The organism is uncultured Microbacterium sp. (genome assembly GCF_963521695.1).
Taxonomy (GTDB): Bacteria; Actinomycetota; Actinomycetes; order Actinomycetales; family Microbacteriaceae; genus Microbacterium.
The window spans coordinates 1-14315 of sequence record NZ_CAUQWC010000076.1; the positions used below are offsets into that span (position 1 = coordinate 1).

Genomic DNA, 14315 nt, shown 5'->3' on the forward strand with positions numbered 1-14315 from the left:
TCGCTCTCGGGTTTCCCGGCGGCGACGCAGGACGTCTCGCTCACCGTGCCGCTCGACGTGGCGGCCGGCGCCGTGCGCGCGGCGCTCATCGAGGGGGGTGCACCGCTCCTCGAGGGCGCGCGCCTGGTCGACGACTATCGCGGCCCCGGGCTCGCCGAGGGCTCGAAGAGCCTGACGTTCGCGCTGCGGTTCCGCGCCGACGACCGCACGCTCACCGCGGCCGAGGCGACGGATGCCAAGCTCGCCGGCGTCGCGGTGGCCGCCGAGCGTTTCGGCGCCGCCATCCGCGACTGACGCGTCCCATCCGAAGCGCCGCCGACTCTCGTCGTGCGGCGCTTCGGCATTCCCGCCTCCCGCGCCGATTTGCCCGCCCGCCCGCGGGGCGGCTACCCTCGCCACATGTCGTCGATCACCGTGCGCCCCGAGGAGCTCTCCGTGAGCACCGGTGGCGAGCGTCGACGTCGGGTCACGCGCCGACTCTCGGCGACCTCGTAAACCCGCCGACGGTCGGGCATGCGGGCGTCGCCGCCCCGGTTCACGCTGATTCAGCACACGCCCCGACTCCTAAGGTAGAAACATGACCCTCTCGGTCGCCGTCTCCGGCGCTTCCGGCTATGCGGGCGGCGAGATCCTGCGCTTGCTCGCGGCCCATCCCGATGTCGAGATCCGCACGGTCACCGCGCACTCCAGCGCCGGCCAGCCGCTCGTCGCGCACCAGCCGCACCTTCGCTCTCTCGCCCACCTCGAGCTGCAGGCCACGACACCCGAGGTGCTCGCGGGGCACGACGTGGTGGTCCTCGCCCTTCCGCACGGGCAGTCGGCGCAGTACACCGACGCGCTCGCCGACACGCCCCTGGTGATCGACGCCGGCGCCGACCATCGGCTGACCTCGCCCGAAGACTGGGCGACCTTCTACGGGGGAGACCACCCCGAGCCGTGGGCGTACGGGGTGCCCGAACTCACCGTCGGCGGTGTCAAGCAGCGCGAGCACCTCCGCGGTGCGACCCGCATCGCCGCCCCCGGGTGCAACGCCTCGACCGTCGCACTCTCGCTCGCCCCGGGCGTCGCCGCCGGGGTGATCGACCCGGGCGACATCGTCACCGTGCTCGCGGTGGGCCCGAGCGGTGCCGGAAAGGCCGCCAAGACCAACCTGCTCGCCAGCGAGATCCTCGGCTCGGCTCACCCGTATGCCGTCGGCGGTACGCATCGTCACATCCCCGAGATCCGCCAGGCACTCGTCGCCGCGGGAGCCCCGGCCGACGGCATCCGGATCTCCTTCACCCCGGTGCTCGTGCCGATGTCGCGGGGCATCCTCGCCACGTCGACCGCTCCGATCCGCGCAGGCGCGACGGATGCCGAGATCCGCGCCGCGTGGGAGGCCGCGTACGCCGACGAACCCTTCGTCGAGCTGCTTCCGGCGGGGGTGTTCCCGCGCACGGCCGACCTGCTGGGTGCCAACATCGCCTCGCTCGGGCTGGCGATCGACCGGGGAGCGAACCGGGTCATCGTGGTCGCCGCCGTCGACAACCTCGTCAAGGGCACGGCCGGTGCCGCCGTGCAGTCCATGAACATCGCGCTGGGCCTCGACGAGGCCACCGCCCTTCCCCTGAATGGAGTCGCCCCGTGAGCGTGACCGTCGCCGCCGGATTCGAAGCGGCCGGGGTCGCCGTAGGGCTGAAGTCGACCGGCGCGCGTGACGTCGCCGTCGTCGTCAACCGCGGGCCTCTCAAGGTGGGAGCGGCGGTGTTCACGTCGAACCGCGCGAAGGCCAACCCCATCCTGTGGTCGGAGCAGGTCGTGAAGGACGGCGTCGTCGAGGCGATCGTGCTCAACTCCGGCGGTGCGAACTGCTTCACCGGCTCGTTCGGGTTCCAGACGACCCACCAGACCGCCGAGCGTGCCGCCGAGCTCCTCGGTGTCGGCGCGGGCGACGTGGTCGTGTGCTCGACGGGGCTCATCGGCACCGGCGACGAGGTGTTCCGCGCCAAAGTGCTCGACGGTGTCGAGCAGGGCGTCGCAGCACTGTCCGCAGACGGCGGCGAAGACGCATCTCTCGCGATCATGACGACCGACTCGAAGCCCAAGCGGGCCGTCCACACCGGCGACGGGTGGGCGATCGGCGGCATGGCCAAGGGCGCCGGCATGCTCGCGCCGGGCCTCGCGACGATGCTCGTCGTCATCACCACCGACGTCGTTCTGGAGCCCTCGGAGGCGGATGCCGCGCTCCGCGCCGCCACCCGGGTGAGCTTCGACCGGCTGGACTCCGACGGGTGCATGTCGACCAACGACCAGGTGACGCTCATGGCGAGCGGGGCCAGTGGCATCCATGTCTCCGCCGACGAGTTCACCGCCGCTCTGACCGCGGTGTGCGACGACCTCGCCGCCCAGCTGCAGGGCGACGCCGAGGGGGCGAGCCACGACATCACCATCCGGGTGATCGGCGCCGCCACCGAGGACGACGCGGTCGAGGTGGGCCGCTCGGTCGCCCGGAACAACCTGTTCAAGGCGGCGATCTTCGGCAACGATCCCAACTGGGGACGCGTGCTCGCGGCCATCGGCACGACCGACGCGGATTTCGACCCCTACGACGTCGACGTGTCGATGAACGGCGTGCGCGTCTGCACCGTCGGCGGCCCCGACCGCCCTCGCGAAGACGTCGACCTCACCCCCCGCGCGACCGACCTCGTCGTCGACCTGCGCGTCGGGTCGGCTGCGGCCACCATTCGCACCAACGACCTCACGCACGATTACGTCCACGAGAACAGCGCCTACTCCTCATGACCCACGTCGATCTTCAAGACACCGATCCCGCTGAAGCCAGCGAACGGGCGGTCACGCTCGTGGAGTCGCTGCCGTGGGTGCGCAAGTACCGCGACCAGGTGGTGGTGGTGAAGTACGGCGGCAACGCCATGGTCAGCGAGGAACTGCAGGACGCGTTCGCCGCCGACATCGCCTACCTCCGCTACGTGGGCGTCAAGCCCGTCGTCGTGCACGGCGGGGGACCGCAGATCTCATCGATGCTGAACCGACTCGACATCCCCAGTGAGTTCCGCGGCGGCTACCGCGTGACCTCGACCGAGGCGATCGGTGTCGTGCGCATGGTGCTCACGGGCCAGATCAACCCGCAATTGGTGGCCAAGGTCAACGCGCACGGTCCGTTGGCGACGGGCCTCAGCGGCGAGGATGCGGGCCTGTTCGGAGGTCGTCGTCGCGGCGTGGTCGTCGACGGCGTCGAGCACGACCTCGGGCGCGTCGGCGATGTCGTCACCGTCGACCCGCAGACCGTGCTGGACCACCTCGCCGCGGGTCGCGTGCCGATCGTGTCGAGCATCGCGCCCGACCTCGACAACCCGGGCACGTCGTTGAACGTGAACGCGGATGCCGCGGCGGCCGCTCTCGCGACGGCGCTGAACGCCAAGAAGCTCGTCGTGCTGACCGACGTGCCCGGCCTCTACGCCGACTGGCCGAACCGGGACTCGCTCGTGTCGCACCTGACCTCGACGGAGCTGCGCGCGATGCTGCCGAAGCTCGAGTCGGGCATGATCCCGAAGATGCAGGCGTGCCTCGACGCGGTCGAGGGCGGCGTGCCCACGGCCGCCATCATCGACGGACGCGTGCCGCACTCGGTGCTCGTCGAATTGTTCACCAACAAGGGAATCGGAACGGAGGTGGTCGCATGACCACCGCAACCTGGCAGGAGGACGCCGGACGCGACCTCGTCCGCAGCTTCGGCGACCGGATGGCCCTGTTCGTGCGCGGGCAGGGTGCCTACGTCTGGGACAGCGACGATAAGAAGTACCTCGACTTCCTCGCAGGTATCGCCGTCAACGCCCTGGGCCACGCCCACCCGGTGTTCGTGCAGGCGCTGACCGAGCAGGCGTCGACGCTCTCGCACGTCTCGAACTACTTCGCCACGCCCCCGCAGCTGGCGATGGCCGCGCGCCTCAAGCGCCTCGCGGGCACGGGGGAGTCGGGCCGGGTCTACTTCGGCAACTCCGGCGCCGAGGCCAACGAGGCGGCGCTGAAACTCGCGCGCCTGCACGGCCGCGGCACCGACCGCACCCGCATCCTGACGCTGAAGGGCGGCTTCCACGGCCGCACGATGGGCGCCCTCGCTCTCACGGGCAAGCCGGCGCTCCAGGCCGACTTCCTCCCCATGGTGGCCGGCGTCGAGCACATCGACGCCACCGTCGAGGCTCTCGACGCCGCGATGGATGAGCGCGTCGCCGCCCTGCTCGTCGAGCCCATCCAGGGCGAGGCCGGCGTGGTCGAATTGCCCGAGGGCTACCTGCGGGCCGCGCGCGAGATCACCGAGCGGCACGGCGCCCTGCTGATCGTGGACGAGATCCAGACCGGCGCCGGACGCACCGGTGCGTGGTTCGCCTTCCAGCACGCCGGCATCGTGCCCGACGCCATCACCGTGGCGAAGGGCATCGGCGGCGGCTTCCCCATCGGCGCGCTCATCACGTTCGGTGCCGCGAGCGATCTGTTCTTCCCCGGCACCCACGGCTCGACCTTCGGGGGCAACGCCCTCGGTACCGCCGTCGGCGGCGCCGTGTTGGAAGAGATCGAGTCGGCGGGCCTGGTCGACAACGCCGCGCGCCGCGAGACGCAGTTGCGCGAGGGCATCGCCGCGCTCGGCTCTCCGCTGATCTCCGGCGTCCGCGGCCGGGGCCTTCTGTTGGGCATCGGGCTCACCAGCCCGGTCGCGAAGGCCGTCGTCGCCGCCGCACAGCAGCACGGTCTGATCGTGAACGCCGCGAACGACGACACCATCCGCATCGCGCCGCCGCTGACGATCGGGGATGCCGAGGTGGCCGGGTTCCTCGAGCTGTTCGGCGCCGCTCTCGCCACCGTCTCCGATGCCCTGATCCTCGAAGGAGCCCCCGCGTGACCCGCCATCTGCTGCGCGACGACGACCTGACCCCGGCCGAACAGGCCGAGATCCTCGACCTCGCCATCGAGCTGAAGAAAGACCGCTGGGCGCAGAAGCCGCTCGAAGGTCCCCAGACCGTCGCGGTGATCTTCGACAAGTCGTCGACCCGCACGCGCGTGTCGTTCGCGGTGGGCATCGCCGACCTGGGCGGCTCGCCCCTCATCATCTCCACCGCCAACAGTCAGCTCGGCGGCAAAGAGACCCCCTCTGACACCGCCCGTGTGCTCGAGCGTCAGGTGGCCGCGATCGTCTGGCGCACCTACGCGCAGGCGGGACTGGAAGAGATGGCGCGCGGCACCCGCGTGCCGGTGGTGAACGCGCTGAGCGACGACTTCCACCCGTGCCAGCTGCTCGCCGACCTGCTCACGATCCGCGAGCACAAGGGCGATCTGAAGGGGCTCACCCTGTCGTTCTTCGGCGACGGGCGCAGCAACATGGCCCACTCGTACGTGCTCGCCTGCGTCACCGCCGGCATGCACGTGCGGGTCGCCGCCCCCGCGGACTACGCGCCCCGAGCCGACGTGATCGCGGATGCCGAGCGCATCGCCGCCGAGACCGGAGGATCGATCACCCTCTCGACCGACCCGGAGGCCGCGGTATCCGGAGCCGACGTCGTGGTCACCGACACCTGGGTGTCGATGGGCAAAGAGGAGGAGAAGATCGCGCGCATTCGCGATCTCGGCGGGTTCAAGGTCACGACCGAGCTCATGACCCGGGCCGCCGGCGACGCGATCTTCATCCACTGCCTCCCCGCCGACCGCGGCTACGAGGTCGACGCCGAGGTCATCGACGGACCGCAGAGCGTGGTGTGGGACGAGGCCGAGAACCGCCTCCACGCCCAGAAGGCGTTGCTGGTGTGGCTTCTGCGTCAGCAGTGACGACCTCGCCGATCGGTCGCGCCTGGGCCCGTTTCGACGGGCCGGGCCGGCTGGTCGGCGTGGATCTCGCGCGCGGCCTCGCGGTGCTGGGCATGCTCGCCGCGCACCTGCTCGACACCGAGCGCCGGCTCACCCTCGACCCCGATACCTGGGTCACCCTGGTCAACGGGCGTTCGTCGATCCTGTTCGCGACCCTCGCGGGCGTCTCGATCGCGCTGGTGACCGGCGGGTCGCGCCCGATCGGAGCGGAGCGCCGCCCCCGCGCCGGCGCGCGATTGGCACTGCGGGGAGCGATGCTCTGGGTCATCGGCATGCTGCTGGTCGCCACCGGGGTGCCGGTCTACGTCATCCTGCCCGCGTACGCCCTGCTGTTCGTGCTGGCCCTGCCGTTCCTCGGGATGCGCGCGCGGGGGCTGTTCATCGCCGCGGGGGTGCTCGCGCTCGTGATGCCGTGGATCCAGCCGGTGCTCGATGGGGCTCCCATCTGGGCAGGGCGGGCGGGCGCGGAGATCGCGGCGGCGGTCGGGTGGAACTATCCGTTCACGGTGTGGATCGCGTTCCTACTCGCCGGGATGGGTGTCGGGCGGCTCGACCTGCGTCGACTCGACGTGCAGGCCGCGCTCGTCACGGCGGGCGGGGCTCTTCTGCTCGCGGGCTACGGCGCTGCCCTCGCGACCGCGCCCGCCGTCGCGGGAAGCCCGTACCTGGCGACCGTGCTGACCGCCGAGGACCACTCGTCGGGGCTGTGGGAGGTCATCGGGTCGGGCGGGTTCGCGATCGCCGCGATAGGTGTCTGCCTGCTGATCTGCCGCACCCCGCTGCGGTGGGTGGCCGTGCCGCTGCGGGCGGTCGGATCCATGCCCCTGACGGCCTACGTGCTGCAGCTGGTCGTGTGGGCCCTCGTCGCCCTCGCCCTCCTCGGCGACACGGGCGATCTGTACGGCATCCGCGAGGCGGGGCTGTTCCTGCCCCTGACCCTGGGTCTCGTCGCCGGGTGCACGGTGTGGGCGCTCACCCTCGGTCGCGGTCCGCTGGAGTGGCTCATCGACCTCGTGGTGAAGCTCGTCGTCGGACGGGATGCCGCCGCCCGTCCTGCGTCGCCGGGTGGGGGCTCTCGCTCCGGCTCCGGCGGTGTCGGCGGCCCTCGGTAGGCTGGGGGTATGAGTCACGAGAGCGGTCAGACGACGAACGAGGGCGCCCTGTGGGGGGCCCGTTTCTCGGGCGGACCGTCTCCCGAACTGGCGGCGCTGAGCCGCTCGACCCACTTCGACTGGGACCTCGCGCTCTACGACATCGCCGGTTCTCACGCCCACGCGGCCGCTCTGGAGTCGGCCGGATACCTCACGGCCGACGAAGCGCGGATCATGCACGACGGTCTCGACGAGCTCGCCGCCCGTGTGCGCGACGGCTCGCTCGTCGCCGCTGAGGGCGACGAAGACGTGCACGGTGCCCTCGAGCGCGTGCTCATCGAGACGGTCGGTCCGGCCGTCGGCGGCAAGCTCCGCGCCGGCCGCAGCCGCAACGACCAGATCGCCACCCTGGTGCGGCTCTACCTGCTCGATCACGCGCGCACCATCACCCGCGAGGTGCTCCGCCTCGTCGACGCCCTCGTCGCCCAGGCCGAGGCGCACGAGAGCGCCATCATGCCCGGCCGGACGCACCTGCAGCACGCCCAGCCCGTGCTGCTCGCGCATCACCTGCAGGCGTACGGCTGGGCGTTCACGCGCGGCATCGAGCGCCTGCGCGACTGGTCGGTGCGCGCCTCGGTGTCGCCCTACGGCGGCGGTGCGCTCGCCGGTGCCACCCTGGGCCTCGACCCGCAGCTCGTCGCCGACCGTCTGGGGCTCGCGCGCCCCGCCGAGAACTCGCTCGACGGCACCGCCTCGCGTGATGTCGTGGCCGAGTTCGCGTTCATCACCGCGATGATCGGCGTCGACCTGTCGCGCTTGTCCGAAGACATCATCCTGTGGAACACGCGCGAGTTCGGCTTCGTCACCCTCGATGACGCGTACTCGACCGGGTCGAGCATCATGCCGCAGAAGAAGAACCCCGACATCGCCGAGCTCGCTCGCGGCAAGGCCGGGCGACTGATCGGCAACCTGTCGGGTCTCCTTGCCACGCTCAAGGGGCTGCCGCTGGCCTACAACCGCGACCTGCAGGAAGACAAAGAGCCGGTCTTCGACTCCGTACGCACCCTCGAGCTCGTCCTGCCCGCGTTCTCCGGCATGATCGCGACCCTCCGCTTCCACACCGACCGCATGGCCGAGCTCGCCCCGCAGGGGTTCTCGCTCGCCACCGACGTCGCCGAGTGGCTCGTTCGTCAGGGCGTCGCGTTCCGCGACGCGCACGAGATCTCGGGCGCCCTCGTGCGGGCGTGCGAGGAGCGCGAGATCGGGCTCGAAGACGCCGACGATGCCCTCCTGGCATCCGTGTCACCGTCGCTCACCCCCGCCGTGCGCGAGGTGTTGACCATCGAAGGCTCCGTGGCGAGCCGCACGGGTGCGGGCGGCACGGCTCCCGAGCGCGTGCGCGAGCAGCGCGAAGACCTCGTGGCCCGCGCGCAGGCAGCCGCCCGGACACTCATCGGTTGAATATCAGTTCTTCACTTATCAAAATCAAATGATAAGCGATAGGCTTATGTCGTGACCGTGGTCGTGATCGCCGACATCGTCGCCTCCCGGCGGCTCGACGATCGCGCCGCCGCGCAGCGCCGGCTCGCAGAGGTGGTCGAACAGGTCGACGCCGACCTGCCGGTCGCCGTGCAGGCGCTGACGGCGACGGTCGGCGACGAACTGCAGGGCGAGTACGCCCGCCTCGACGACGCTCTCGCCTCGCTGCTGCTGGTGCGGCTGACCCTGCCCGACGACATCGACTGCCGCTTCGGCGTGGGAGTGGGCGAGGTGCGCCCCATCGTGCTCGACGACCGCACCGTGCCCGAGGGGCCCGCGTGGTGGGCCGCACGAGCGGCCGTAGAGGTCGTCGAACGGATGCAGCAACGCACAGCGCCCTTCGCGCGCACCTGGATCGCCGCCTCCGAGGGAGAAGATGCCGCCATGGCCGATACCGTCGCCGTCGCAAACGCCTATGCCCTCGGGCGCGACCACCTCGTCTCGGCGATGAGCGAGCGCACGCGCCGGCTCACAGCCGGGCGCTGCCTCGGCTGGTCGCAGCGCGAGCTCGCCGAACGCGAGGGAATCAGCCAATCGGCGGTATCGCAGGCGCTCGCTGCGGCCGGGTCGGCCGCGCTCGTCGAGGGCTTCGCCGTGCTCACGCGGAAGGGCCGCGCGTGATCGCGGCAGGTCTCCTCCTGCTCGCCGTCGGTGCGGTCGATCTGCTCCGCCAGATGATCCGCACCCGCCGGTGGATCGCCTACGCGGTCGCCGCGGCACTGCTCATCGTCGTCGCGGCGGGTGTCGACGCCGTGATCGCGGGCCTGCTCGCCGTGGCCGTCGCCGCGATCTGGACCTGGGTCGTGCCCGAGCAGGGCCCCGCCCGTGCGGGGCTCTGGCCGGTTGCGCTGCTCGCGCTCGCGGCCGCCGCGTGCGTGGTGGTCGCCCCCGGCCGTGCGCGTCCCGGCATCCTGGGTGAGATGTGGGCCTCCTATCGCCCGACGGATGCCGTCTCGATCGACGTGGTCGTGCTGGTGGTGGGGTGCCTGGTGTTCCTGCTCGAGTCCGGCAACGCCGTGGTGCGCATCGCCCTGCGCTCGGAGATGGGCGCGGGCGAGACACCCGACGAGACCACGGCGCCGACGCTCAAGGGCGGCCGGCTCATCGGGCCGCTGGAGCGCATCCTCGTCTTCGCTCTGACGCTGGCGGGGGCCTACACGCTCATCGCCGCCGTGCTCGCCGCCAAAGGCATCGTGCGCTTCCCCGAGATCTCCCGCGACGGAGACGGCGGCGACCGCGCGGAGTACTTCCTCATCGGCAGTCTCGTGAGCTGGGTGACGGCGTTGGCGGCGGCGTTCCTCGTCGCGTGGGGTATCGCGCCCGGCTGAGCGCGGATCCCCAGCCCCGGCGCGGTCCCTTCGGCTGCACGGAGCACGAAGATTCCGCCGCGCCCGAGTCCCGCGGTGCGGGGACGCCGCGGCATCCGGAGTCCGACACCCCCGCTGATACCCTGAACCGGTGTCTGCCTCCCTCGACGCGGCGCCCGTGAGCGCCCTCGCACCCGCCAACGACCCGACCTTCGACAACGTCTGGGACGAGCTGGTGTATCGCGGACTCGTGCAGGTGTCGACCGACGAGGGCGAGCTGCGAGAGCTCCTCTCGGGCGACCCGATCGTGTACTACTGCGGATTCGACCCGACCGCGCCGAGCCTGCACCTCGGAAACCTGGTGCAGCTGCTGACCATGCGTCGTCTGCAGCTCGCCGGTCACCGTCCGCTCGGTCTCGTCGGCGGTTCGACCGGTCTCGTCGGCGACCCGCGTCCGACGGCCGAGCGCACCCTCAACACCCGCGAGACCGTCGAGGAGTGGGTCGGCAAGCTCCGTGCCCAGGTCGAGCGCTTCCTCAGCTTCGAGGGTGAGAACGCCGCCCGCATCGTCAACAATCTCGACTGGACCGCGCCGCTGAGCGCCATCGACTTCCTCCGCGAGATCGGCAAGCACTTCCGCGTCGGCACGATGCTGAAGAAGGACGCCGTCAGTGCACGCCTGAACTCCGAGGCCGGGATCAGCTACACCGAGTTCAGCTACCAGATCCTCCAGGGCCTGGACTACCTCGAGCTGCACCGCCAGTACGGCTGCGTGCTGCAGACCGGCGGCAGCGACCAGTGGGGCAACCTCACCAGCGGCACCGACCTGGTCCGCAAGGTCGAGGGCGTCTCGGTGCACGCGATCGGTACGCCGCTGATCACCAACAGCGATGGCACGAAGTTCGGCAAGAGCGAGGGCAATGCCATTTGGCTGGATGCCGAGATGTGCAGCCCGTGGACGATGTACCAGTTCTGGCTCAACACCGACGACCGCGACGTGATCGAACGCCTCAAGGTCTTCACGTTCCTCACGCGCGACGAGATGGACGACTACGCCCGTCTCGTCGCGGAGGAGCCGTTCCGCCGCGCCGCGCAGAAGCGTCTTGCTCGCGAAGTGCTGACGACGGTGCACGGCGCGGATGCGACCGACGCGGTGATCGCGGCGACCGAGGCGTTGTTCGGCCAGGGGGATATGACGACCCTGGATGCCGCGACGCTGCGTTCCGCGCTCGACGAACTGCCGCACGCGGACGTGGACGCCGGCACCACCGTCGTCGAGGCGCTCACGGCCACGGGGCTGTCGTCGAGCCTCAGCGACGCGCGACGCGCGATCGCGCAGGGCGGCGTGTCGCTCGACGGCGAGAAGGTCACCACCGACGACGCGATCGTGTCGGGAACGCTTCCGGGCGGCGTCTCGGTGCTGCGTCGCGGAAAGAAGACCCTCGCCGGGCTGTTCCTCAGCTGACATGCCGTTCACCGTCAGTCACGCGGTCGTCGCGCTGCCGTTCCTGCGCACGCCCCTCGTGCCGGCGGCCATCGCCATCGGCGCGATGACACCTGACCTGCCGCTGTTCCTCCGCGGGATCGTGCCGTCGTACGCCGTGACCCACGACCTCGCGTGGCTGCCGGTGACGATCGTCATGGCGTTCGTGCTGCTGCTGGTGTGGCGGTGCGTCCTGCGTCCGGCGACGCGCGAGCTGACGCCCCGGATCGTCGCGGACCGCCTCCCGGAGGAATGGGATGCCGGAGCCCGCGCGGCCGTTCGCGAGACGCTCGGCGGGGGAGTCGTCGGCATCCTGTGGCTCGTGCTGTCGCTCGCGCTCGGGGTCGTCACGGCCGTCGCGTGGGACTTCTTCACGCACGAGGGACGCGCGGGAGACGCGCTGTTCCCGGCGCTCGAGCAGCAGTGGGGGCCGCTGCAGGGCGTGAAGTGGCTGCAGTACGGCTCGGGGGTGTTCGGGCTCGCGGGGCTGGCGGTTTTCGGGCTCTGGTGGCTGTCGCGGCGCACGGCTCGGCCCGCGGCCCGGGTGCTTCCGGATGCCGTGCGGGTGATGTGGTGGGCATCGCTGCCGGTGGCGCTGGTCGCCGCGACCCTCGCGGCCCTCGCGGTCGAGGGCGGCTTCGACACCGACTACACGCCCACCCACCTGATCTACGGCGTGCTGGTGAAGGTCGCCGCCGCGTGGGGCGTGGCGACGCTGCTGCTGGCGTTGGGCGTGCAGGTGCGGCGGATGCGCACGCTCAGTGATTCGCGCAAACTCCGTTAGGCGTCGCGGGTTCGGACTGAGGGTGGGCGCATCGCGGAGGTTGTGCGCACGGGCGCACGTGCGTGGCGGTCTCTTCGACGGGCGCGGGGACCTGGGCCGGCGTCCGGCGCGTGCACCGGGCGGGGGAGCGGGCGGCGGCTAGACTCGACGACGTTATGACGAAGGCGGGAGACTCGGTGTCGGCGAGCACGAAGGGCACGAAAACGGGCGCGGACGAGGTCATCCTCGGACCCACCGGACGCCCCTACCAGGGGTTCCCCACCCCGAAGCCGCTCGATGGACACGGTCCCGCCCGCATCATCGCGCTGTGCAACCAGAAGGGCGGCGTCGGCAAGACGACGACGACCATCAACCTGGCCGCCTCCCTCGCCGGCTACGGCCGTCGCGTGCTCGCGATCGACTTCGACCCGCAGGGCGCCCTGTCGGCGGGTCTCGGCATCCAGACGCACGACGTCCCCACCATCTACGATCTGCTGCTCGACACCAAGCGCGATCCGCGCGAGGTCATCGTGGCGACGCGCGTCGAGGGTCTCGACCTCCTGCCGGCCAACATCGACCTGTCGGCGGCCGAGGTGCACCTCGTCAACGAGGTCGCGCGCGAGACGATCCTCGCCCGGGTGCTGCGCAAGGTCGCGGCCGACTACGACGTCATCCTCATCGACTGCCAGCCCTCGCTCGGGCTGTTGACCGTCAACGCGCTCACCGCGGCGCACGGCGTGCTGATCCCGCTCGAGTGCGAGTTCTTCGCCCTGCGCGGAGTCGCCCTGCTGGTCGAGACGATCGATAAGGTGCGCGATCGGCTCAACCCGGCGATCGAGCTCGACGGTGTGCTCGCCACGATGTACGACCCCCGCACGCTCCACTCGCGCGAGGTGCTCGAGCGTGTGGTCGAGGCGTTCGGCGACGATGTGCTCGAGACGGTCATCGGTCGCACGGTGAAGTTCCCGGATGCCTCGGTGTCGGGCATGCCGATCACGGAGTTCGCACCGGAGCACGCCGCCGCCCAGGCCTACCTGCGGCTGGCGCGGGAACTGGTCGCCCGTGGCGCCGTCGCCTGACGACACCCTCGCCGACATGTCGGCCCCCGAGCGTGCGATTCGGGTCCCCGAGCCTGTCGAGAGGACGGATGCTGCCGGTTCCGGCGGCTTCGACACGCTCAGCCACCTCCGGGCGGAGGTCCCTGAGCCTGTCGAAGGGACCGATGCTGCGGGTTCCGGTGGCTTCGACGAGCTCAGCCACCTCTCGTCCCAGGTTCCTGAGCCTGCCGGGTCCGGTGGCTTCGACGGGCTCAGCCACCGCCCGCTCGAGGTTGCGGAGCCCGTTGAAGGGAACGCCGCCGCACCCGGCTTCCGCGTCACGCTTCCCGTTTTCGACGGACCGTTCGACCTGCTGCTCACCCTCATCTCGCGGGCGGAGCTCGACATCACCGAGGTCGCACTCAGCCGCGTGACCGACGAGTTCATCGCGTACCTCCGCGCGATGGGTCCCGAGGGCGATCTCGACGAGGCCTCCGAGTTCCTCGTCGTCGCGGCGACCCTGCTCGACATGAAGATCGCCGGCCTCCTCCCGCAGGGAGAACTCGTGGATGCCGAGTCGGTGGCGCTCCTGGAGGCGCGCGACCTGCTGTTCGCGCGTCTGCTGCAGTACCGGGCGTTCAGAGAGGTGTCGGCGTGGTTCGCCCGCTGCCTGCAGCGCGAGGACCGACGGCACACCCGCAGCGTCCGACTCGACGAGAAGTACCGCAGCGCCGTGCCGGAGGTGAAGTGGACGCTCAGCGCAAACGACTTCGCCGCCCTCGCCGTGATGGCATTCGCGCCGAAGCAGATTCCGACGGTGGGTCTCGATCACCTGCACGCACCCCTCATCAGCATCCGCGAGCAGGCCGCCATCGTCGTCACCCTCCTCCGCTCGGCGGGCACCCTGAACTTCCGCGACCTCATCGCCGGCGTCACCGAGACCGGGGTCGTCGTCGCGCGGTTCCTGTCGATCCTCGAGCTGTACCGCCACGCCGCGCTGTCGTTCGAGCAACTCGAACCGCTGGGGGAGCTGACCCTGCGCTGGACCGCCGAACGGTGGTCGGAAGACAACCTCGCCGCCCTCGGAGCCGACTATGACCGCTGACACCACCACCGACCCGGCCGCGCCGGGCGACGACACCGCGCCCGCGTCGGCCGTGATCCCCACGCCCGCCACGAGCCCCGCCCCGCGCCCGAGCGACACGGCATCCGTCGCCCGTCGTCTGGAGGCGGTCCTGCTCG

13 protein-coding genes and 1 pseudogene are annotated in these 14315 nt (G+C 71.0%); all 14 read left to right on the top strand.

Annotated elements, in window-relative coordinates:
* Positions 1 to 294, top strand: a pseudogene (locus RWP81_RS07680) (phenylalanine--tRNA ligase subunit beta); the annotation flags it as partial.
* Between the two features lie 283 nt (positions 295 to 577).
* Positions 578 to 1627, top strand: coding sequence for an N-acetyl-gamma-glutamyl-phosphate reductase (argC, locus tag RWP81_RS07685; RefSeq protein WP_314454383.1), 1050 nt, complete (start codon positions 578 to 580; stop codon positions 1625 to 1627).
* Positions 1624 to 2781 carry a bifunctional glutamate N-acetyltransferase/amino-acid acetyltransferase ArgJ gene (gene argJ, locus RWP81_RS07690; protein ID WP_314454386.1) on the top strand — a complete coding sequence of 386 codons (1158 nt, stop codon included), beginning with the start codon at positions 1624 to 1626 and terminating at the stop codon, positions 2779 to 2781. The genes argC and argJ overlap by 4 nt, the downstream gene beginning before the upstream one ends.
* The gene (argB, locus tag RWP81_RS07695; RefSeq protein WP_055957747.1) at positions 2778 to 3680 is read left to right on the top strand and encodes an acetylglutamate kinase; all 903 of its coding nucleotides are present in this window, start codon (positions 2778 to 2780) and stop codon (positions 3678 to 3680) included. The genes argJ and argB overlap by 4 nt, the downstream gene beginning before the upstream one ends.
* Positions 3677 to 4894 (top strand): acetylornithine transaminase, encoded by a 1218-nt coding sequence (locus RWP81_RS07700; RefSeq protein WP_314454388.1) that lies wholly within the window; start codon positions 3677 to 3679, stop codon positions 4892 to 4894. Before argB ends, RWP81_RS07700 begins: the two co-directional genes overlap by 4 nt.
* A complete protein-coding gene (gene argF, locus RWP81_RS07705) occupies positions 4891 to 5814 on the top strand; it encodes an ornithine carbamoyltransferase (protein ID WP_314454390.1) in 924 nt (307 codons plus the stop codon). Before RWP81_RS07700 ends, argF begins: the two co-directional genes overlap by 4 nt.
* A complete protein-coding gene (locus RWP81_RS07710) occupies positions 5793 to 6965 on the top strand; it encodes a heparan-alpha-glucosaminide N-acetyltransferase domain-containing protein (RefSeq protein WP_314454392.1) in 1173 nt (390 codons plus the stop codon). The genes argF and RWP81_RS07710 overlap by 22 nt, the downstream gene beginning before the upstream one ends.
* 9 nt (positions 6966 to 6974) lie before the next feature.
* Positions 6975 to 8405 (top strand): argininosuccinate lyase, encoded by a 1431-nt coding sequence (gene argH / locus RWP81_RS07715; RefSeq protein WP_314454394.1) that lies wholly within the window; start codon positions 6975 to 6977, stop codon positions 8403 to 8405.
* Positions 8406 to 8456: 51 nt separating this feature from the next.
* On the top strand, positions 8457 to 9104 hold the full coding sequence (locus RWP81_RS07720) for a SatD family protein (RefSeq protein ID WP_243222572.1): 648 nt from the start codon (positions 8457 to 8459) through the stop codon (positions 9102 to 9104).
* The gene (locus RWP81_RS07725) at positions 9101 to 9811 is read left to right on the top strand and encodes a hypothetical protein (protein ID WP_314454398.1); all 711 of its coding nucleotides are present in this window, start codon (positions 9101 to 9103) and stop codon (positions 9809 to 9811) included. Before RWP81_RS07720 ends, RWP81_RS07725 begins: the two co-directional genes overlap by 4 nt.
* A gap of 130 nt (positions 9812 to 9941) precedes the next feature.
* On the top strand, positions 9942 to 11255 hold the full coding sequence (tyrS, locus tag RWP81_RS07730; protein ID WP_314454402.1) for a tyrosine--tRNA ligase: 1314 nt from the start codon (positions 9942 to 9944) through the stop codon (positions 11253 to 11255).
* A 1-nt stretch (position 11256) separates the two neighbouring features.
* The gene (locus tag RWP81_RS07735) at positions 11257 to 12057 is read left to right on the top strand and encodes a DUF4184 family protein (RefSeq protein WP_314454405.1); all 801 of its coding nucleotides are present in this window, start codon (positions 11257 to 11259) and stop codon (positions 12055 to 12057) included.
* A gap of 155 nt (positions 12058 to 12212) precedes the next feature.
* Positions 12213 to 13115: a ParA family protein gene (locus RWP81_RS07740; protein WP_221189099.1), complete on the top strand. Its 903-nt coding sequence runs from the start codon at positions 12213 to 12215 to the stop codon at positions 13113 to 13115.
* A complete protein-coding gene (locus RWP81_RS07745) occupies positions 13099 to 14178 on the top strand; it encodes a ScpA family protein (protein ID WP_314454414.1) in 1080 nt (359 codons plus the stop codon). The genes RWP81_RS07740 and RWP81_RS07745 overlap by 17 nt, the downstream gene beginning before the upstream one ends.
* The last annotated feature ends 137 nt before the right edge of the window (positions 14179 to 14315 follow it).